This window comes from Amycolatopsis camponoti, from assembly GCF_902497555.1.
Classification (GTDB): domain Bacteria; phylum Actinomycetota; class Actinomycetes; order Mycobacteriales; family Pseudonocardiaceae; genus Amycolatopsis; species Amycolatopsis camponoti.
Genome location: NZ_CABVGP010000002.1, coordinates 1527134 through 1546746, shown reverse-complemented (window position 1 = coordinate 1546746; position 19613 = coordinate 1527134). Strand labels below are relative to the sequence as shown.

Genomic DNA, 19613 nt, shown 5'->3' with positions numbered 1-19613 from the left:
TTATAACGTGCCTTATGCACGCATCAACCTCGGACGGCGGTCCCGCGCTCTTCCGGCTGGTCCGGCACTGGGCGCGCCAGTGGGCCCCGGACGTCGTCGAGCGGTTCGCCGACGGCGCCCCGGCGGCGTGGACGGTGCCGAACCTCCTGGTCATCCAGGCCGTCGACGGCGCCGCGGCGGAGGAGGTGACGGTCGCCGACGTGGCCCACCAGCTGGGCATCGACCGCTCGGTGGCCAGCCGGATGGTCGCCGAAGCGGGCCGAGACGGCTTCGTGGTGCGCTCGACGTCGGCCCGCGACGCCCGCCGCGCGGTGCTGACGCTCACCGAGGCGGCGATGGAGTTCCTCGCGGCTTCGCAGGCCCACCAGCGTCAGGCGTTCGAGGCACTGGTGGGCCACTGGCCGCGCGAGGACCGCGAACGCTTCGCGGGATATCTGACGCGGCTCGCGGGCGAAGTCCTCGGCTAGTTCAGGATCTCGTTCAGCGCCTCCCATGCGTGCCACGCCCGCGTGACGCCGAACTGGGCGTTGAACCTCAGGGCCGCGCGCACGTCTTCCGGCGACGCGCCGCCGCGGAGCGCGCGCCCGACGTGGATGCGAAATGTCTCGGCCAGCGTCTGGTAGTGCACGTCGACACTGAGGCTGACCAGGCCGCGCTCGCGTTCGCTCAGCGTGCCGGGCCCGTGCCCGGCACGCATCCGCGACTGCAGGTCGAAGTAACCGGCGAAGTGCTCGTCCAGCTCGTTCAGCCGCGCCCGCACCTCCTCCGGCAGCGGGCTGGGCCCGTCCGGAACCGGGTCCGGGACCGTCCGCTCCGGGTCGATGCCCAGCTCGCGCTCCAGCTCGGCGATCCGCTCGATGCCCGCGGTCGCCGCGTGGTAGCCGCAGTCGTAGGAGACGAACCGCAGCAACTCCCGGATGTCCGATGTGGACACTCCGGCGGCGAGCCCCGCTCGCACGTGGGCGGCGAACGCCAGGCCCAGGCTCGCTTGGCAGACGTCTGCCGTGACACACAGGAACGTCTTTTCCCGGTCGGTCAGCTCCGGGATCGCCCGGACGTACTTCGCGGTGGCGCCGACCAGCTGGGCGAACGCCGGGTCCAGTGTGGCCAGCCGCTCGAGGCTCGTCGGTGGTGCGGTGGTGGTCAAGGTCGTGCTCCCTCAATGTGGTGAACATTCGTAGCGCTACAGCTGTAGTGCGAGTGACGCTACACCTGTAGCGCAATGGGTGTCCAGCTACACTGGGCGGACCATGACCGAGAACCGCCGCCGTCCCAACGCCCGCGGCCAGGGCGAACTGCTGCGCGAAGAGATCGTCACGGCCGCCGCGCGGATGCTCGACGAGCTGGCGGACGACGAAGCGCTGTCCCTGCGGGCCGTCGCGCGGGAGGTGTCGATCGCGGCGACGTCGGTCTACCTGCACTTCCCGGACCGCGACGCGCTCGTGCTGGCCGCGATGCGGCGGTGCCACGAGGAGCTGGTCGGCACCGGGGACGCCGCGGCCGCGGAAGCCCCGGACCCGGCGGCCGCGTTGCGCGCCCGGATCCTGACGCAGGCGGCGTGGGCGCGCGAGCACCCCGGGCTCTACAAGGTGCTGCACGAGAGCAAGGTCCACCGGCGGCTCGGCATGCCGTTCAAGGAGGTCATGGTCGCGCGCACCGTCGACGCGGTCCGGGCGTGCATGGACGCGGGCCTGGCCCCGGACGGCGACGCGGCGATCGTCGCGATCGACCTGCGGACCGCCGTCAACGGCATGCTGGCGCAGCGGATCAACGAGCCCGACCTGCCGTGGCCGCCCGCCGTCGAGCAGGTCGACCGGTTCCTCGTGAAGCTGGTCGGCCTGCGGCTCTGACTTGTGATCACGCCCGGAACCGGCTTGGGTGGGCGGGTATGAGCCTCCAGACGGTGGTCCCGCGGATGGTGGTGCGCGACCTCGTCGCCGCCGTCGCGTTCCTGCGTTCGGTGTTCGGCGCCACCGGTGAGATCGACGGCGGGCGCCCCGCCGAGATCCGCATCGGCGACTCGCTGGTCATGGTGTCCGCCGAAGGCGAGCGCGAGCTGTTCCCGGCGTTCCTCTACGTGTACGTCGCGGACGCGGACGCGACCTACCGCCGGGCCCTGGACTGCGGCGCGACGAGCCTCGAGGGGCCGGCGAACACGCCCTACGGCGACCGGCGCGCGATGGTCCGCGACCCGTTCGGCAACGTCTTCCAGATCGCCCACCGCCGTGGCTGACCGCGTCCCGCGGCTGCGTCAGGTCGTCCTCGACGCGACCGACGCCCGCGAGCTGGCGGACTTCTACCGGCGGCTGCTGGGTTTTTCGTTCCGCCCGGGCGATCCGGACGACTGGGCGGTCCTGCTCGACTCGTCGGGCGTCCCGCGGCTGGCGTTCCAGCGGGTCCCCTCGCTGCCGCCGCCGACGTGGCCCGCCGGTCCGCGGCCGCAGATGCTGCACCTGGACCTGACCGTGGAGACGGTCGCCGAGCTGGACGAGCAGCACGAACGCGCGTTGGCCCTGGGCGCGCGGTTGCTGGAGGACCGCTCGGGCGACCCGGAAGAGCCGCTGCGCGTCTACGCCGACCCCGCGGGCCACCCGTTCTGCCTCTTCGTCGGGCCGGCGAACTGAGGCTACTCGCCCGTGCTGCCGTCGATCGCCTCGCGGATGAGGTCGGCGTGGCCGTTGTGGCGGCAGTACTCCTCGATCATGTGGACCAGGATCCAGCGCAGGCTCGGCGAAGTACCGTCCCGCCGCGTGTGCTTCGACGGCTGCGAGAGGTCGCCGTTCGCGAGCGCCTCCGCGTACAGCTCACGGGACCTCGCGACCGCTCCCTCCCAGAGTCCGCGGAGCTGCCCGGGCGAGTCCCGCGCCGCGGAATCCCAGTCCCAGTCCGGGTTTTCGCGCCAGTCGACGGCGTTCCACGGCTCGGCCGGCTCGCGGTCGAACAGCACGCACGAAAACCAGTAGTCCTCGACGTACGCCAGGTGCTTGAGCAGCCCGCCCAGGGTCAGTGTGGCCGGCGGGTGCGTCGCGCGCAGGCCCGCTTCGTCCAGCCCCGCGCATTTCCAGGCCAGGGTTTCGCGGTGGAAGTCGAGGAAGCCGAGCAGGATCGCGGCTTCGTCGCCGTCGACGGGCGGCTCGGTCCGCCCCTGGTCGTCCACTGAGGTCACGGGCGCCGACTCTACCGAAATTGTCGGACCCCTCCACTAGGTTTCCGGCATGGCTGAATTCGTACTGGTGGCAGGCGCTTGGCTCGGTTCGTGGGCGTGGGACGACGTCGTCCCGGGGTTGCGCGAAGCGGGCCACGGCGCGCACGCGGTGACGTTGTCCGGGGTCGCCGAAAAACGCGACGTACCCGCCGGACAGCAACGGCACGTGCAAGACATCGTCGACGTCGTTTCGCGGGGCGACTTGCGGGACGTCGTGGTGGTCGGGCACAGCTACTCCGGCATCCCGGCCGGGCAGGCGGCCGAGCGGATCGGCGACCGGCTCGAGCGCGTGGTGTTCGTGGACTCGAACGTGCCGGCCGACGGCGAGTCGTTCACCTCGGCCTGGTCCGAGGCGCAGGCCGCGGCCCTGACCGAACGCGGCTTCTGGCCACCGCTGGCCGCGGAAGACTATGCGGGGCAAGGACTTTCGGACGCCGAGGTCGCCCGGATCGTCGAGGGCTCGACCCCGCACCCGGCCGCGTCGCTGACCGAACCGGCCGAGCTGGCCCGTCCGCTGGGCGAGCTCCCGGCGACCTACGTCAAGTGCCTGCTCGACGGGGAAACGCCGTCGCCGGATGTCGTGGAGCTGCTCGAGAGCGACCGCTGGGAGCTGGTGGAGATGAGCACCGGCCACTGGCCGATGTTCTCGCAACCGAAGGAGCTGATCGCGATCCTCCTGGACGCCGCGAAGGCCTGACCGTCGCCGGGTGCGCCCGGGCGCCGGTCACGGCGTCAGCGGGCGCACGTCCCAGATCCACACCCCGCCGACGAACTCGGCCGGCTTGCGCAGCAGAAGCTCCACAGTGGACTTCAGCGCTTCCTGGTTCTGGCGCGGCCCGACCACGAGCACGTCCGCGTTCCAGGCGCGCAGGTCGGCCAGGGCCTGGGTGCGGTCGGCTTCCGTGACGTCCGCGGCCTGCCCCGTCTTCTCGACCTCCGCGAACAGGTCCGACGTCGGCAAGGGCACCGCGCCGTAGCGGCCGCGGCGGTCGTCCGGGGAGGTCGGGCCGACGAAGTAGCCCTCGGGCATCGGGTAGCCGAGGCCCGCGTCGACCTGCCAGTGCAGCGGTTCGGCCTCACCGGTGCTCGGCAACGGAACCGGCACGAGCGAGCCGCCCGGGGCGATGTACTGGCGCCAGATCCCGTCGGCGAAGAAAGGAGGGGAGAGCGGGCGCTCGTGGGTCACCAGCTCCGTCGGCGCGATCGGCAGCAGCACCGCCACCACCGCGCCGATCCAGATCATGCGCAGCGGGAAGGGGGGTTTGCCGTCGAGGGGCTCCGGTTGCTCGGCCGCCGCCGTCCAGACGCGGTGCGTCGCGATCGCCAGGAGCGCGCCGACCACGGGGATGCAGCCCATCGCGAGCCGGGATTCGAGCAGCGAGTCCAGCAGCGGCAGCTGGCCCAGCCACTTCCACGGGCCGGGGATGCCGGTGTCGTCGTGCGCCACCGTGATTTCGATACCCAGCGAAAGGAGGGCCATCACGTACATCGTGATCGCGAGCGCGCGCGAAACGACGTCACGCCACAGCCAGATCGTGAGCACGACCATGAGCACGATCAGCGGCCAGCCGAAGAAGGCGTTCTCCTCGGTGCGGTTCATCGACACGTCCGCCGCCGCCTCGGGCGCGCCGGCGATCGACTGCGTCGCGAAGCGCGTGAACGCGGCCGTGTCGTTGCCCGCCGAACCGTGCAGCAGCGAGTGGAAGCTCTGCGGGCCGAAGAACTGCCAGTACAACGGGAAACCGGCGATCAGCAGCGCGACGACCGCGCCGACGCCGATCCCCTTGCTCAGCGGCGCCAGCATGCCGCGGATCTCCGCGCGGTGCGGAATCAGGTACGCGACGGCGAAGACGATGAAGGTCAGCGCGAAGATCATCAGCGGCTCTTCGCCCAGCAGGATCTGCCACGCGACGAGCAGCCCGAGCACGATCCCGTTGCGCACCGGGCGTTCGCCGTGGGCGATCTGGATCGTCTTGAGCGCGATGAACGGCAGCACGAACAGCACGACGAAGTTCGGGTGCGCGTTGCCGTGCGAGATCATCGGCGGGGCGAAACCGCAGAACGCGCCGCCGATCGCGGCCGCGGTGCGGTTCGGCACCAGGTGCCGGGAGAACACCCAGTACCAACCGGTCGCGGTGCCGGCGAGCCCGGCGGTGAGCACGATCGCCCACGTCAGCGTCGCGCCGAAGGTCAGCGTGATCGGGGCCAGGGGCACGTTCAGGCCGAACATCGCCGCGTTGGCCGCCATGTTGACGCCGTACGGGTAGTTCTGGAGGTCCGTCGTGAACGGGTTCTGGAAGTGCAGGACGGCCTTCGCGACGACCGTCGAGTACCACTCCCACTGGCTCTGGTCGGCGGCGCCGTTCCAGAGGTAGCCGCGCTTGAGGTCGAACCAGAGCCCGTTGTAGAGCAGGATCGTGAACAGCAGGAACCCGCCGGTGATGGCGGAGTCCTGCCACGCCCAGCGCTTCGGGCCTTCGGGTGGTTCGGGGGTGGGCGGAACGAGATCGGGGACGGCTTCGGACTTCAAGCTCACGGTTCGACCACCCTGGCGAGGAAGTGGAGGGCCCCGGTGCCGGCGTGCCGGACCAGCAGCAGGAACGGCCGGTCGACCGTGACGGTGACCGGGTCGTCGATGATCATCGAGGTGAGGCGCATGGTCAGCGCGGTCGCCGCGGCCCCCTCGAAGCCCTGTTCGTCCACCCGCAGCACGGCCTGGTGCAGCACTTCGGACACGGTCAGCCGCGGGTCCGGGGAGAGCCCGCTCAGGTCGGCGCCGTCGGTGAACATCGTGCGGACGCCGAGGCCGCGCAGCACGCCGGTGAGCGAGCTGGGGATGTCCAGCGAAATCTTCGGCAGCGCGAGCTCGACGGGCTTGAACTTCACCTCGCCGAGCAGGCTCGTCAGCGCTACCTGGTCGAGAGCCGCTTCGGCGTCGGCGAGAGCACCATCGGGCAGCAGCACCACGGCCTGCAGGCCGCCCGCCGCGACCAGCTGCACGGCCTGCCAGCCGGCGGCGCGGGCGTAGCCGACGCGCTCGCTGAGCCACATGGTCGGGACGTCCCGGGTACCGGAGGGCGCGTGGAACGGCGCGTCGGAGGTGTTCGCCTCGCGGAACGGCAGCTTCCACGCGGCTTTCAGGTAGAGGGCGTTGACCAGCACGGCCGCGACGTCCCGGTCGATCGAGCCGGGAGGAAGCAGCTGGGGGATGAGGCCTCGCGTAGTGCGCCCGACGTCGTCGTTGATCAGGGCGCGCGCGGCTTCGGGCTCCTTCTCGAAGGGAGCGCTCGCGACGGCGGCGCCGGGCCAGCCGGCCAGCTCGGCCTTGAAGGAGTCTTCGAGCGGGAGCCGATCATCGGCCCACAGAGTGTTGGAGACGGCGACCTCGGCCTGCTCGCCCCGGCCCTCTTCGACGAGCTCCGCGGCCTCTCTCAGCAGGGTCGCCTGCTCACCGGGATCCCCGAGCAGCGCGACGAGCTCCTCGCGGGTCTCCCCCCGCGCGGCCAAGGCGGCCAGGGTCAGCGCGCTGGCCACCGAATACGGCGAGAAACAGGAGTTCCCGCCCTCGGCACCGAGGGCCGCGTGGACGGCGAGGGCGAACCGGAGGTGGCTGTCCGTGGCCATGCGGGCGAGAGTACCGGAACGGTTGAGGCCGCCGGGCGGCCACGCGGAACTCCGCCCAAGGGTGACAAATCCCCCACACGAACCCACACAGCGGCATGCCAGAACCACCGGCCGACCAGGTCCGCACCGTCGACTCGCGTGACCGAAGGGGCATCACCCGTGATTGGGCGGGCATCACGTGTGATTGGGCGGGCATCACGTGTGATGCCACTCCAGACACGGGTGATGCCCCTCTGATCACGCGTGATGCCCCGGCAGACACGGGTGATGCCCGTGCGGGACCGTCAGCGGTGGTGGCGGGTTACGTGCCAGGAGTACCACGTGTGGGCCTGCGCGTCCGTGAGGGAGGCGACCTGGTCGACCACCACCCGGAGCAGCCCCGCGTCGTCGCGGGCCGCGTTCCAGGCCGGGACGAACAGCGGGTCCAGGGACTCCGGTGCCCGGCGGGCCAGCGCGTGGACCAGCTCCACCAGCAGCTCGCGCTGACCCTCCTGCATCGCCAGCCGGCGGCGGTCGCTCATCACGTACCGCAGCGCCAGCGCCTTCAGCAGGGCCACCTCCGCCGCGACCTGCTCCGGGACGCACAACCGCGCCCGGTAGCGGCCCAGCGGACCCTCCCCGAACTCCGCTCGGGTGCCCGTGACCGCCGCCGTCGTGAAGCGGCCGACCAGCTCGCTCGTCAACCGCTTCAACGCCACCTGGGCGCCCGGGGAACCGTCCGGCTCCGCCGACGTCAGCGCCGCCACCACCGGCAGCGCCAGCAGCTCCGCCGCCGCATCCTCCAAAGTGGACACCGACTGCGCCGAGAAGTGCTTGGCCGCGGCCTCGGCGACGGCCGCGCGCTCGTCCGGGTGGGCGAGCACGCCCAGCTTGATCCGGCCGGCCAGCACGCCGTCCTCGACGTCGTGCACCGAGTACGCGACGTCGTCCGCCCAGTCCATGATCTGCGCTTCCAGGCACGTCCGCTCGGCCGGCGCCCCTTCGCGAACCCACGAGAACACCGGGACGTCGTCGGCGTACACGCCGTACTTCACCTGCCCCGGCTTGCGCGGCCACGGGTACTTCGTGGTCGCGTCCAGGCACGCGCGGGTCAGGTTGAGCCCGACCGGGTCGCCGTCGTCGGACAGCAGCTTCGGCTCGAGGCGGGTGAGGATGCGCAACGTCTGCGCGTTGCCCTCGAACCCGCCGCACGCGGCCGCGACCTCGTCGAGCGCGCGCTCGCCGTTGTGCCCGAACGGCGGGTGCCCGATGTCGTGCGCCAGCCCCGCGGTGTCGGCCAGGTCCGGGTCCGCCCCCAGCTCGTCGGCGATGCCCCGCCCGATCTGCGCGACCTCCAGGGAGTGCGTCAGCCGCGTGCGCGGGACGCCGGTGACCTCGGCGCCCTCCCCCGGCCCGACCACCTGGGTCTTGCCGGCGAGCCGCCGCAGCGCCGCCGAGTGCAGCACGCGGGCCCGGTCGCGCGAGAACGCGCTGCGCCCGTCCGCCCGCGTACCGGGCAGCGCCGCGCCCTTCGCCGGCTCCGGCAGCAGGCGGGCGGTGTCGTGCTCGGTGTACTCCACCCGGCCAGCCTAAACGGGAGGACCGACAAACTCAGCCGAGGAACGTGGCGAAGAGATCGTCGGCCGGGGTCTTCGTCAGGCGGTAGTACAGCAGCGCGCCGGTCTCGCGGACGATGTAGCGCACCTGGGTGACGCGCTCCTGCACGATCGGCCCGCTGTGCGTCGGCGCGGTCCAGGCGTCCAATCCCAGGTCGCCGGCCATGGTCCGGGCGCGGAACGAGTGCCACGGGTCGCTGACGAGCACCGCCGTGTGCCAGCCGCGCCCCTGGACCTCGTCGGCGACCGCGCGGAGGCTGCGCAGCGTGTCGCTGCCCTCCCCGACCGCCAGCGTCGCGGACGGAGGCACGCCGTGCCGGGTCAGCCAGAGCTGGCCGGCCCGGGCCTCGGTGAAGTTGTCCTCGGCCTTCTTGCCGCCCGCGGTGACGATCGTCTTCGCGACGCCCGCGTCGTAGAGCTGCTTCGCCTTTTCCAGCCGCGCCGCGTAGATGTCCGACGGCTTGCCGTTGTACTGCGCCGCGCCCAGCACCACGATGACGTCGGCGGCCGTGCGGTCGTTCTCGCGCGCGACCTGCCAGACGCGGAACGCCGTGCCGCCGACGAGCGCGAGCAGCATGAGGACCGTGCCGAAGGCGATCCGGCGCGCCCAGCTCGCCAGCGTCGGTTTGGTGCGTTCAGCGGTACCCACCCGGACCATCTTGTCAGAAGGCCGCCGGCCGCTCAGAGCCAGCCGCGCTCCTCGGAAACCCGCACCGCCTCGGCCCGCGTCCGGGCGCCGGTCTTGCCGATCGCCGCGGACAGGTGGTTGCGGACGGTCCCTTCCGACAGGTGGAGCGCGCGAGCGACGTCGGCCACCGTGCTGCCGTCCTTGGCCTCCCGCAGCACATCCCGCTCCCTTCCGGTGAGCGGGCTGGCGCCGGTGGCCAGCGATTCGGCGGCCAGCGCCGGGTCGACCACCCGGAGTCCACTGTGGACTCGACGGACGGCCTCGACGAGCTGTTCGGGCGGGGCGTCCTTGACCACGAACCCGGCCGCGCCCGCCGCCATCGCGCGGGCAAGGTAGCCGGGACGGCCGAACGTCGTGCAGATGATCACCCGGCACGACGGCAGCGCGGCCCGGAGGTCGGCCGCCGCCTCGAGCCCGTCCTTGCCCGGCATCTGCACGTCGAGGAGGGCGACGTCGGGCTCGGTCTCGCGCGCGGCGGCCACCACCTCGTCACCCGAGCCGACCTGCCCGACCACCTCGATGTCCGATTCGAGGCCGAGCACGGTCGCCAGCGCGCCGCGCACCATGGCCTGGTCGTCGGCCAGCAACACCCGGATCAAGCGAGTCCTCCCGCGGGTTCGGCGCGCACGACCGGAGCGGCCGCGCGGGATTCGGGCAGCGGAACCTCCGCCCGCACCGTCAATCCTCCCCCGGACCGCGCCGACGCGCGTACCGTGCCCCCCACCGCGGCGAGCCGCTCGGTGAGCCCGCGCAGGCCGTTGCCCGGCACGACCTCGGTCGCGGTGCCGTCGTCCTCGACCTCCAGCCAGGTGTCCCCCAGCTTCACCCTGACCAGCTTGGCACCGGAGTGCCGCAGCACGTTCGTCACGGCCTCGCGCAGCACGTAGCCGAAGACGCTCTGGAGCTCGGGCCGCACGTTGTCGACCGCGTGCGGCAGGTCGGCGTCGATCTCCGCGGCCCGCAACGCGGCCCGGGCGCCGACGATCTCGGCCGACAGCGACACCTCGCGGTACTCCGACACGGTGGCGCGGACGTCGGACAGCGCACTGCGGGTGAGGCCCTCGACCTCGCGGATCTCCTCGACCGCGCGCGGGATGTCCCCCGAGCTTTCCAGCACCCGCCGGGCCAGCCCCGCCTTGACGGTGATCGTGGTGAGGCTGTGCCCGAGCAGGTCGTGCAGGTCACGGGCGACGCGCTCGCGTTCGTTCGCCACCGCGAGCGTGGCGATCTCCTCGTTGGCCAGCTGCAGCCGCCGGACCGCCCGGACCAGGCTGGACATGAAGAACATCGCCATCGTCACCGACCCGACGGTGACCAGGTCGCCCCAGTTGTCGCCGAACCGGCCGTTCACCAGCAGGATCACCGCCGCGACCAGCAGCGCCGCGCCGTCGAGGAGCACCACCCACGCCAGCGGCAGCAGGAACACCAGCGCGGCGGTGCCGTAGAGCAGGACGAACGGGTTGGTGTGCGTCGCGGCGACCACCGTCAGGCCCAGGGCGAGCATCCACACGCTGTAGGCGAACCGGAACGGGCGGCCGCGGTCGAACGCCACCGGGAAGAGCGCGTAGGACACCGCGACGCCGTAGACGAGCACCCACAGCGCCACCACGCCGGGCGTCACCCGGTCCACGGCCAGCAGCGACTTCGTCACCGGGATCAGGTAGGGCAGGGTGAACACGATCGACAGGAACGGCCACCGGAACTTGTCCGGCCCGCTCTTGCCGCGGTTGGGCGGCGGGTCCTCCCACCACGTCTCGCGGCTGCCCAGCCCGTACTTCTGCGCCTCGTCCTTGGCCATCGCCGTTCCCATTCCCCTGTCCCCGGCCCTCAGACCCGGGCGCTGTCCTTACAGTAACGCCTGATCACAAGGGCCCCGAGCACGACGGTCCACGCCGCGAGCACGCCCACGGCGGTCGGCAGCGACACGACCATGTCCGTGGTCACCGCGGGCCGCGCCAGCTGCAGCACCCAGTACGTCGGCATGATCTGGGCGACGTCGTGCATCCAGCCCGGCATCGTCTCGATCGGGATCCACAGCCCGCCCAGGAAGCCCATGCCGAGGGTGACCAGCATGTTGATCGGCTGCATCGACTCCGGCGTGCCGAACTGGCCGAGCAGCAGCCCGAGCAGCACCAGCGGGATCGTGCCGAGCCAGACGCCGGCGAAGATCCGGACCCAGCCCGCGGCGTCGAGGTGCACCCCTTCGCCCACCACGGCGAGCGCCGGCACGAGGATCAGCGCGGGCAGCCCGACGAGCAGGCCGGAGACGCCCTTGCCGGCCAGGTAGCCGCTGCCGGTCAGCGGGGTCAGGCGCAGCTGACGCTGCCAGCCCGCGGCCCGCTCCAGCGCGAGCCGGGCGCCGCTGTTCGTCGCGGCGGCGAACGCGCCGAACGTCATCATGTTGATCATGATCACGGCCACGATCTGCGCGTGCTCCGGATCGGACGACTTGGTGAAGACGTTGGCCTGCAACAGGAACATCAGCACCGGGAAGGCGACGACGAAGATCAGGAACCGCGGCGCCCGGAAGTTCCGGCGGATCTCGGTGAGCAGGTAGGTGGCGTTCATCGCACGGACTCCGGGGTCTCGTCGGCGGTCAGGGAGAGGAAGGCGCCTTCGAGGCCGACGGCGCTGATCTCGACGTCGTGCACGGCGGGCACCGCGGCTTTGAGCGCCCACAGCGTCGCGTCCGAGTCGGCGGTGGAGATCGCGACGCGGTCGCCGCGCAGCTCGAACTCCTTGACGCCGGGCAGCGCCGCGACGACGGCTTCGGTGACGCCCGGGACGGCGGCCCGCAGCGTGCGGCCGCCGGCCAGCGCGCGGACCTCGGCGACCGACCCGTCCGCGACGACGCGGCCACGGCGCATCAGCACGACCCGGTCGGCGAACTCTTCGGCCTCTTCGAGGTAGTGCGTGGCGAACAGGACCGTGCGGCCGGACTCGGTGAAGGCGTACATCGACTGCCAGAACTCGCGCCGGGTGCCGACGTCCATCGCGGCGGTCGGCTCGTCGAGGATGAGCAGGTCGGGGTTGCTGACCAGGGCGACGGCGAACCGCACGCGCTGCTTCTGCCCGCCGGACAGCTTGTTGGCGCGGCGGCCGGCCAGCTCTTCGACGCCGGCGGCGCGCAGCGCTTCGGCGACCGGCATCGGCCGGCGGTGCAGGGCCGCGACCATGCCGACGGTCTCGGCGACGGTCAGGTCGTCCATCAGGGCGCCGCCCTGCAGCATCGCGCCGATCAGGCCGGCGCGGACGGCGTCGATCGGCTTGCGGCCGAAGACGCGCACTTCGCCGCTGTCCGGCGTGCTGAGGCCGAGGATCATGTCGACGGTGGTGGACTTGCCGGCGCCGTTGGGGCCGAGCAGGGCGACCACCTCGCCCGGGGCGATCGTGAGGTCGACGCCGTCGACCGCGTGGACGTCCCCGTAGTGCTTCCGCAGGCCGGTGAGGTGGATCGCGGCCCCCGCCGCCACCGCCTGGATGTCTGTTTCTCGCATGTCCCCAGGCTGCCGCCCGGGCGGCCCGGGTTCCCAGACCGTGCGTCACGACCTGGGGGTGACAGGTGTCAGGGGTGGAACGCGCCGAAGCCGCCCCGCGGGGTGCGGGGCGGCTTCGGCGGGAAAGCGGTTCAGCAGCCGATGAGGCGGCCGGCCAGGTAGGACTCCAGCTTGTCGATCGCGACGCGTTCCTGCGCCATGGTGTCGCGGTCGCGGACCGTGACGGCGTTGTCGTCGAGGCTGTCGAAGTCGACGGTCACGCAGTACGGCGTGCCGATCTCCTCCTGGCGGCGGTAGCGCTTGCCGATCGACCCGGCGTCGTCGAAGTCGATGTTCCAGTGCTTGCGCAGCAGGTCGGCGACGGCCTTCGCCTTCGGGGTCAGGTCGGCGTTGCGCGACAGCGGCAGCACCGCGGCCTTGAACGGCGCCAGCCGCGGGTCGAGCTTCAGCACCACACGGGTGTCGGTGCCGCCCTTGGCGTTCGGGACCTGCTCCTCGTGGTAGGCGTCGACCAGGAACGCCATCATCGACCGGCCGACACCCGCCGCCGGCTCGATGACGAACGGGCGGTACCGCTCCTTCGACACCGGGTCGAAGTACGACAGGTCCTGACCCGAGTGGTTCGAGTGCGTGGTCAGGTCGAAGTCGGTGCGGTTGGCGATGCCCTCGAGCTCACCCCACTCCTGCCCGGCGTTGAACGCGAACCGGTACTCGATGTCGACGGTGCGCTTCGCGTAGTGCGAGAGCTTTTCCTTCGGGTGCTCGAAGTGACGCAGGTTGTCGGCCTTGATGCCGAGGTCCGTGTACCACTTCGTGCGCTCGTCGATCCAGTACTGGTGCCACGTCTCGTCTTCGCCCGGCTCGACGAAGAACTCCATCTCCATCTGCTCGAACTCGCGCGTCCGGAAGATGAAGTTGCCCGGCGTGATCTCGTTGCGGAACGACTTGCCGATCTGGCCGATGCCGAACGGCGGCTTCTTCCGCGTCGTCTGCTGGACGTTGGTGAAGTTCACGAAGATGCCCTGCGCGGTCTCCGGACGGAGGTAGTGCAGGCCCTCTTCGGACTCCACCGGGCCGAGGTAGGTCTTCAGCATCATGTTGAAGTCCCGCGGCGCGGTGTACTGGCCGCGCGTGCCGCAGTTCGGGCAGGGCACGTCGGACAGGTCGTCCTCGGTGGTCTCCTTGCCGGTGCGGCCCGCGTACTCCTCGGCGAGCTGGTCGGCGCGGAACCGCTTGTGGCACGAGAGGCACTCGATCAGCGGGTCGGTGAACACGTTGACGTGCCCCGAAGCCACCCACACCTGGCGCGGCAGGATCACCGAGGAGTCGAGGCCGACGACGTCGTCGCGGCCCTGGACCACGGTCTTCCACCACTGGCGCTTGATGTTGTCCTTGAGCTCGACCCCGAGCGGCCCGTAGTCCCACGCCGAGCGGGTACCGCCGTAGATCTCTCCGCTGGGGAAGACGAAACCACGGCGCTTGCACAGGCTGACTACGGTATCGATGGTGTTCGTGGGCACTCCACGCTCCGGAAAGCTTGCGGGACGGTTGTCTGACTGGAACGTCCAGGGTATCCGCCGGTGCCCACCGCTTTTCGCGCAGGTGAACCTACGGCCGCGACACCAGCGACGCCGTCACGACGCGGTTGTCCTCGTAGCCCTCGCTGCCGCCGACGTACTCGCCCCCGCAGGTGACCAGGAGCAGCTTGTGCGGGCCGTCCGGGTCGAACAGCTGCTCCGACCGGCCGGCCAGCTCGGACTTGTGGATGGTCTCGGTCGCGTCGACCCGGTAGACCCAGGCACCGCCGGCGGCGTCGGTCAGCTTGACCTCCTGACCCTGCTTGACCTGCCAGAGCTCGTTGAACGGGCCTTTCTTTCCCTTCCAGTTCACGTGCCCGGACAGCAGCGCGACACCGTGGTCGGCGCCGAGCTTCGCGCCCCACCAGGCGGCTTCGTCGAGGCCCTCGGGGATCTTGAGGGCGCCCGCGTCGTCGAGGTCCTCCTGGACGAGCTTCGCGGCACCGCCACCGGGCAGGGACAGCTGCGCGGGCGCCCGGCCGGTGTCCGGCTCCGCCTGCCGGCCGGCGGGCTGTTCCGCGGCCGCCACGGGCGTGGTCGTGCCGTTCGCGCCGGCGGGTTCATCCTTTCCGGTGAAGATGAGCAGCGTGGCGACGAGCGCCGCGACCAGGAAGGCGCCGGCGACGCCGACGATCCACCAGCGGCCGGGGCCCTTCTTCGGTTCCGCCGGGTTCTGCTCCTGCATGCGCCTGTGCTCCTTCGCTGTCCGTGCCGTTGCGAAGACACACATGCGGCGGCCGGCGAAGGAGGTTGCACCGGATCCGGTCAGCCGGTGGGGCGCGTCACCAGCGTGGCCGTGACCAGGCGGTTCTCGTCGTAGCCCTCGGTGCCGCCGACGTAGTCGCCGCCGCAGGTCACCAGGACCAGGCGGTGCGGGCCGTCCTGGCCGAACCACTTCGCGGCCTGCTCCGGCAGCGTCTCCTTCGGGAGCGTCACGACGTCGTCGACGCGGTAGACCCAGCGGCCACCCCGCGCGTCGACCACGCTCACCTGGTCGCCGTCACGCATGCGCCAGAGCTCGTCGAACGGACCCCGCTGCCCTTCCCAGTTCACGTGGCCGGACAGCAGCGCCGCGCCCTGGGCCGCGCCCAGCTTGGCGCCCCACCAGGCGGCGTCGCCCAGGCCGCGCGGGATCGGGAGGACGCCGCGGTCGGTGAGCTCCGTCCGGACCAGGCGGGCGGTGGCGCCGCCGGGCAGCCGGACCGTGCCCGGGCGCTGCTGCGCGGCGGACTCGCTGTCCGCGGGCAGCACGGCCGGGGCCGCGTTCTCCCCCGGCAGCGAACCGGGCGGGGGCGCGGCGAGCGCCGCCGGCTCGGGCGGCAACCAGGTCAGCAGGATGACACCGGCCGCGAAAGCGGCCACGGCCAGCGCCGCCGAGACGGCGGCCAGCCCGGTGCGCAGCACCTAGTCCGTCCCGGACTTGCGGCGCCGGCCGAGCAGCAGCGCGACGGCCCCGAAGAACACCCCGCCGAAGAGCAGGCCGATGCCGAGCGGGACGCGCGAGCCGTCACTGCCCGTGTCGGGCGCGGCCGCGCCGAGGTACCCGGCCGGGACCTGCGTCGGCACCGCGGCCTGCGTCGCGCTCGTGCCGCCGCCGGTGCCGCCCGAGGCCTTCGCGACGAACCCCTTCGGCACCGAGCAGCTGACCCCGCCGAGCACGATGTTCGTCTGCACGTCCTGCAGCGCGGCGCCCGCCGCGTCCTTGACGTGGGTGGTGATCTCGACGCGCCAGCCGGCGACGGCGGTGTAGTCGCCGCCTCGCCAGCCGTCCTGGCGGATCAGCTGGTCGAACGCGCCGACGCGGGTCAGCTTGAGGTCGGAGACCGTCGTGTCCTTGCTCGCGTTCGTGATGTCGCCGGGCGGGCCGAGCCGCAGGTTCTGCAGCTCGAGGCCGGCGTTGCCGCCGGGCATCGGGACGATGCCGAGGCCGCCGCCCTGGCGCACCCAGAGCCGGGTCACCGACGTGGTGCCGGTGAGCTTCGCCGGCCCGGTGCAGTCCACCGCCGTCTTCGCGCCTTCGAGCACGAGCACGGTGTTGTCGGCCGCCTTCGCGCCGCCCTGCCAGTTGTCGCGCAGCGCGTAGCTGGTCTCGGCGACGGCGGTGGGCACGGTGGTCGCCTGCAGCGCGGCGACGACGTTGTGGTCCCGGCTCGCGACGCCCGCCGGGTACGGGTTGCCGCCGCTGTAGCGGCCGAGGTCGATCTGGTAGTGCCCGCCGAAGGTCGCGCGCTCGCCGTCGTCCTTGGGGACCGTGACGCGGTCCGTGCCGAGCTTCGACTGGCCGGGCAGCAGCGGGGAGCGCTGGGTCTCGGTGATCAGGGCGCCGCCGTGCTGGCCTTCGCCGCCGATCCGGATCGACGCGATGTTCGCGAACGAGACCGGCCCGGTCTTCTCGTCGACGGCCTGGCTCTGCGCCCCGGCCGCCCCGGCGCCGACCAGCGGGAAGAGAACGGCCGTCAGTGCGGCTGCTTTCGTCACGAAACGGGTCATGTCTCCCCACTGCTCTGCTCGGGCGGGTCGCCAGCGTACGAGATAGCGACGAAACGCTCCGCGACAACCTTGCACCGTCGGCCACTACTTGCGAAGCCGAAGAGGCAATTCCCCACGAACTCACCCGAATGGGGGAGTACGACCGGCCGTAGTCCGCAGTGCGCGGTGACGGAGCGGGTGCTACCCGGGGGAACACTAGGATGGGTGGTGCCGTTATCGGCAATGACTACGGAATTCATGGTCGGCGGCGGCGATGACGAGCAGCGTGGAGGCGGGAATGGCGACAGTCACCGGAGGTGGCGCCCAGCCGGGCCTCGCGGAGTGCGCTCCGGTACCGGCCGGGACCCCGGCCCACCCGCCCGCGTCGGTCCTGAACGACGCGGGCGACCTGTTGCGCGCGCTGGCGGCCCCGGTCCGGATCGCGATCGTGCTGCAGCTGCGCGCGGCCGACCGGTGCGTGCACGAGCTGGTGGACGCCCTCGACGTCGCCCAGCCGCTGATCAGCCAGCACCTGCGGGTGCTGAAGACCGCGGGGGTGGTCCAGGGCGAGCGTCGCGGCCGCGAGGTCGTGTACCGGCTCGCCGACGACCACCTGGCGCACATCGTCGTCGACGCCGTCGCCCACGTGCAGGAAGGAAAGTGATGAACGCCGTCGTACCGCGCAGCCAGGCCCCGGTGCCCGGGCGCCGATCGACCCGCCAGCGTGCGGCGGTCGTCGAGCTGCTGAGCACCGTCGACGACTTCCGGTCGGCCCAGGAACTGCACGACGAGCTGCGCAAACGCGGCGACGGAATCGGCCTGACGACGGTTTACCGCACGCTGCAGTCGCTGTCGGAGGCCGGCGAGATCGACGTGCTGAGGACGGACTCGGGCGAGGCGATCTACCGCCGCTGCTCGGCGCACCACCACCATCACCTGGTGTGCCGCCTGTGCGGCCGGACGGTCGAGGTCGAGGGGCCGGCGGTGGAGCGCTGGGCGGAGAAGATCGCCGCCGAGCACGGCTTTTCGGAGATCTCGCACACGGTGGAGATCACGGGGACCTGCGGGGAGCACTGACGCGGGCTTCAGGGTCGCGCTGATCCGGCACCGGCGATCGCAGGAAGTCCCAGGCCGACGCGGACATCGGGCCGCCTCGGTCCCAGGTCTCGACGCGGCCTCGCCCACCCCGCCCACACCGGGCCAGCGGCTCCCCGGCTCAGTACTCGTAAGGGTCCTTGGGCGTCGGGACCGTCGTGATCGAAGCCAACGTGAAGTCCGGCGTGTAGCTGTTGTCCTTCGTCGCCGTGCGGGGGACGGCCGAGCCCGTCACCCGGATCCACGCGTCGCTCGGGAGGTGGTCGGCTTCGCCTCCTCGGAGGTGGACCGTCACCGGGAACGCGTCCGCCGCGCAGCAGCTGATCACCAGGCGGGCCAGCAGCGTGCGGCCGCCCGTGTGGACCACGAACCCCGTCAGCGAGACCGTGCGGTTGTCGAGGGTGCCCGCCGCGTCCCAGCCTGCTCGGCTGACGAACTCGTTCACCGTCAGCGGTACCACGTTCCCCGCGGGCAGTGGCGGAAACGCCGCAGCGTTGGCGGCGGCCGCGCTCGCCGGGGCACGGGCCTCCGTGCGGATCACCGAGTCGGCGCCCAGTGCGGGCGGGGCGACCAGGAAGACCGCCAGCACCGGCACCAGCAGCAGCCACGCCGGGCGCGCCGAATGAGAGTGGCCGTGGTCCTGCTCGGCAGCCGCTTTCGCCCGTGCCGCCAGGAGGTCGCGCACGATCGCGACCGCGCCCAGCAGCACCATCACCGCTCCGCCGGCGATGATCCACGGTTGCTGCGCCGGCTTGACGTACCGCAGGTAGTCGCCGTTGACCGCGATCTTGACCAGCGCGCCGCCGAGCAGGATCAGCAGGATGTTCTGCGTTTCGCGCCTCATGCCACCCCCACCACCAGGCCGGCCACCACGGCGCACGCCATCGCCACCACGAACGTCGCCGGGGCGAACCGCGCCGCGAACGACCGGCCGAACGTGCCCGCCTGCAACGCGAACAGCTTCACGTCCACCGCCGGCCCCACCACCAGGAACACCAGCTTCGGCAGCATCGGCAACGCCGTCAGCGACGCCGCCACGAACGCGTCCGCCTCGCTGCACAGCGCCAGCACCACCGCCAGCACCGCCATCACCACGACGCCCAGCACCAGCTGGTCGCCCAGCACCCCGAACCAGTGAGCCGGCACCAGCACGTTCAGCGCCGACGAGATCAGCGCCCCCAGCACCAGGAAACCGCCCGCCTCCACCAGGTCCGTGCGGGCCGTCTCCGCGAACACCCGCCACCGCTGCCCGGCCGCCACCTCGGGCAGGCGCCGCAACGCCCGCGAAGTGATCCACTCCAGCTTGCCCCAGCGGGCCCACAGCCAGCCCATCACCATCGCCGTCGCCAGCGAACCCGCGAAGCGCGCCAGCACCATCTCCGGCCGGCCCGGGAACGCCACCGCCGTCGCCACCAGCACCACCGGGTTCACCGCCGGCGCCGCCAAGAGGAACGTCAGCGCCGCCGCCGGGGCCACGCCCTGCCCCATCAGCCGGCGCGCCACCGGCACCGAAGCGCATTCACAACCCGGCAGCGCGACCCCGGCCAGGCCCGCCACACCGACCGCCGCGCCGGCCCGCTTCGGCAGCACCTTCTCCAGCACCCGGGCCGGCACGAACGCCGCGATGGCGCCACTGATCAGCACGCCCAGCACGAGGAACGGCAACGCCTGCACGCAGACGGCGACGAACACGGTCGAGCCCGTGCGCAGCGCGGGCACGTCGAACACCTGCTGCAGCCGGCCCTGGGCGAGGATCGCGACCAGCAGGATCGCGCACAGCACCTCGACGGAGCTGATGCGGAACCGGCGGGTGCGCCGAGCCGAATCGGAAACGATGTTCACGAAGGCGATGATGCCAGCCGG

23 protein-coding genes are annotated in these 19613 nt (G+C 71.9%); 7 read left to right on the top strand and 16 right to left on the bottom strand.

Going from position 1 to position 19613, the window contains the following annotated elements; all coding sequences use genetic code 11:
- Window positions 1-14: 14 nt before the first annotated feature.
- Window positions 15-467 carry a MarR family winged helix-turn-helix transcriptional regulator gene (locus tag AA23TX_RS27865; RefSeq protein WP_155545774.1) on the top strand — a complete coding sequence of 151 codons (453 nt, stop codon included), beginning with the start codon at window positions 15-17 and terminating at the stop codon, window positions 465-467.
- Here the strand turns inward: AA23TX_RS27865 and AA23TX_RS27860 are convergent.
- Complete coding sequence (locus AA23TX_RS27860) at window positions 464-1147, bottom strand: carboxymuconolactone decarboxylase family protein (protein WP_155545773.1); 684 nt, start codon at window positions 1145-1147, stop codon at window positions 464-466. The two genes, AA23TX_RS27865 and AA23TX_RS27860, sit on opposite strands and share 4 nt — an antisense overlap.
- A 103-nt stretch (window positions 1148-1250) precedes the next feature.
- Between AA23TX_RS27860 and AA23TX_RS27855 the strand changes: the two genes are divergently transcribed.
- From AA23TX_RS27855 to AA23TX_RS27845, 3 genes are read left to right on the top strand one after another with little or no spacing between them, the layout of a single operon-like run.
- Window positions 1251-1850: a TetR/AcrR family transcriptional regulator gene (locus AA23TX_RS27855; RefSeq protein ID WP_155545772.1), complete on the top strand. Its 600-nt coding sequence runs from the start codon at window positions 1251-1253 to the stop codon at window positions 1848-1850.
- Window positions 1851-1888: 38 nt separating this feature from the next.
- Window positions 1889-2233, top strand: coding sequence for a VOC family protein (locus AA23TX_RS27850; RefSeq protein WP_155545771.1), 345 nt, complete (start codon window positions 1889-1891; stop codon window positions 2231-2233).
- On the top strand, window positions 2226-2624 hold the full coding sequence (locus tag AA23TX_RS27845) for a VOC family protein (protein ID WP_155545770.1): 399 nt from the start codon (window positions 2226-2228) through the stop codon (window positions 2622-2624). The genes AA23TX_RS27850 and AA23TX_RS27845 overlap by 8 nt, the downstream gene beginning before the upstream one ends.
- Window positions 2625-2626: 2 nt before the next feature.
- Here AA23TX_RS27845 and AA23TX_RS27840 read toward each other — a convergent pair whose 3' ends face one another.
- On the bottom strand, window positions 2627-3166 hold the full coding sequence (locus AA23TX_RS27840) for a DinB family protein (RefSeq protein WP_155545769.1): 540 nt from the start codon (window positions 3164-3166) through the stop codon (window positions 2627-2629).
- Between the two features lie 49 nt (window positions 3167-3215).
- Here AA23TX_RS27840 and AA23TX_RS27835 point away from each other — a divergent pair, with 49 nt between their 5' ends.
- On the top strand, window positions 3216-3902 hold the full coding sequence (locus AA23TX_RS27835) for an alpha/beta fold hydrolase (RefSeq protein ID WP_155545768.1): 687 nt from the start codon (window positions 3216-3218) through the stop codon (window positions 3900-3902).
- 27 nt (window positions 3903-3929) lie between these two features.
- Here AA23TX_RS27835 and AA23TX_RS27830 read toward each other — a convergent pair whose 3' ends face one another.
- The 12 genes from AA23TX_RS27830 to AA23TX_RS27775 all read right to left on the bottom strand — a co-directional run bounded on the left by AA23TX_RS27830 (window position 3930) and on the right by AA23TX_RS27775 (window position 16676).
- The gene (locus AA23TX_RS27830) at window positions 3930-5741 is read right to left on the bottom strand and encodes a glycosyl transferase (protein ID WP_230862729.1); all 1812 of its coding nucleotides are present in this window, start codon (window positions 5739-5741) and stop codon (window positions 3930-3932) included.
- A complete protein-coding gene (locus AA23TX_RS27825; protein WP_155545767.1) occupies window positions 5738-6829 on the bottom strand; it encodes a serpin family protein in 1092 nt (363 codons plus the stop codon). Before AA23TX_RS27825 ends, AA23TX_RS27830 begins: the two co-directional genes overlap by 4 nt.
- A gap of 284 nt (window positions 6830-7113) precedes the next feature.
- The gene (locus tag AA23TX_RS27820) at window positions 7114-8388 is read right to left on the bottom strand and encodes a deoxyguanosinetriphosphate triphosphohydrolase (protein WP_155545766.1); all 1275 of its coding nucleotides are present in this window, start codon (window positions 8386-8388) and stop codon (window positions 7114-7116) included.
- A gap of 31 nt (window positions 8389-8419) precedes the next feature.
- Window positions 8420-9073, bottom strand: a complete 654-nt coding sequence (locus AA23TX_RS27815) for a YdcF family protein (RefSeq protein WP_155545765.1) — start codon at window positions 9071-9073, stop codon at window positions 8420-8422.
- A 32-nt stretch (window positions 9074-9105) separates the two neighbouring features.
- Window positions 9106-9711 (bottom strand): response regulator transcription factor, encoded by a 606-nt coding sequence (locus tag AA23TX_RS27810; RefSeq protein ID WP_155545764.1) that lies wholly within the window; start codon window positions 9709-9711, stop codon window positions 9106-9108.
- Window positions 9708-10910, bottom strand: coding sequence for a sensor histidine kinase (locus AA23TX_RS27805; RefSeq protein WP_155547342.1), 1203 nt, complete (start codon window positions 10908-10910; stop codon window positions 9708-9710). Before AA23TX_RS27805 ends, AA23TX_RS27810 begins: the two co-directional genes overlap by 4 nt.
- 29 nt (window positions 10911-10939) lie before the next feature.
- Entirely contained in the window at window positions 10940-11680 is a 741-nt protein-coding gene (locus tag AA23TX_RS27800) for an ABC transporter permease (RefSeq protein WP_155545763.1), read from the bottom strand.
- Window positions 11677-12609 carry an ABC transporter ATP-binding protein gene (locus AA23TX_RS27795; protein WP_196425554.1) on the bottom strand — a complete coding sequence of 311 codons (933 nt, stop codon included), beginning with the start codon at window positions 12607-12609 and terminating at the stop codon, window positions 11677-11679. Before AA23TX_RS27795 ends, AA23TX_RS27800 begins: the two co-directional genes overlap by 4 nt.
- 131 nt (window positions 12610-12740) lie before the next feature.
- Window positions 12741-14129, bottom strand: a complete 1389-nt coding sequence (locus tag AA23TX_RS27790; RefSeq protein ID WP_155545762.1) for a glycine--tRNA ligase — start codon at window positions 14127-14129, stop codon at window positions 12741-12743.
- An 88-nt stretch (window positions 14130-14217) separates the two neighbouring features.
- Entirely contained in the window at window positions 14218-14871 is a 654-nt protein-coding gene (locus AA23TX_RS27785; RefSeq protein WP_155545761.1) for a class F sortase, read from the bottom strand.
- A gap of 80 nt (window positions 14872-14951) precedes the next feature.
- Window positions 14952-15590 carry a class F sortase gene (locus AA23TX_RS27780; protein ID WP_155545760.1) on the bottom strand — a complete coding sequence of 213 codons (639 nt, stop codon included), beginning with the start codon at window positions 15588-15590 and terminating at the stop codon, window positions 14952-14954.
- A complete protein-coding gene (locus tag AA23TX_RS27775) occupies window positions 15591-16676 on the bottom strand; it encodes an LPXTG cell wall anchor domain-containing protein (RefSeq protein ID WP_155545759.1) in 1086 nt (361 codons plus the stop codon). It lies immediately after the preceding gene.
- A 277-nt stretch (window positions 16677-16953) separates the two neighbouring features.
- Here AA23TX_RS27775 and AA23TX_RS27770 point away from each other — a divergent pair, with 277 nt between their 5' ends.
- Both AA23TX_RS27770 and AA23TX_RS27765 read left to right on the top strand, forming a co-directional pair.
- A complete protein-coding gene (locus AA23TX_RS27770; RefSeq protein ID WP_155545758.1) occupies window positions 16954-17319 on the top strand; it encodes an ArsR/SmtB family transcription factor in 366 nt (121 codons plus the stop codon).
- A complete protein-coding gene (locus tag AA23TX_RS27765) occupies window positions 17319-17732 on the top strand; it encodes a Fur family transcriptional regulator (protein WP_155545757.1) in 414 nt (137 codons plus the stop codon). Before AA23TX_RS27770 ends, AA23TX_RS27765 begins: the two co-directional genes overlap by 1 nt.
- 139 nt (window positions 17733-17871) lie before the next feature.
- Here the strand turns inward: AA23TX_RS27765 and AA23TX_RS27760 are convergent, their stop codons facing one another.
- Window positions 17872-18594 carry a TIGR03943 family putative permease subunit gene (locus AA23TX_RS27760; protein ID WP_155545756.1) on the bottom strand — a complete coding sequence of 241 codons (723 nt, stop codon included), beginning with the start codon at window positions 18592-18594 and terminating at the stop codon, window positions 17872-17874.
- Window positions 18591-19592 (bottom strand): permease, encoded by a 1002-nt coding sequence (locus tag AA23TX_RS27755; protein ID WP_230862728.1) that lies wholly within the window; start codon window positions 19590-19592, stop codon window positions 18591-18593. The genes AA23TX_RS27760 and AA23TX_RS27755 overlap by 4 nt, the downstream gene beginning before the upstream one ends.
- Window positions 19593-19613: the final 21 nt, after the last annotated feature.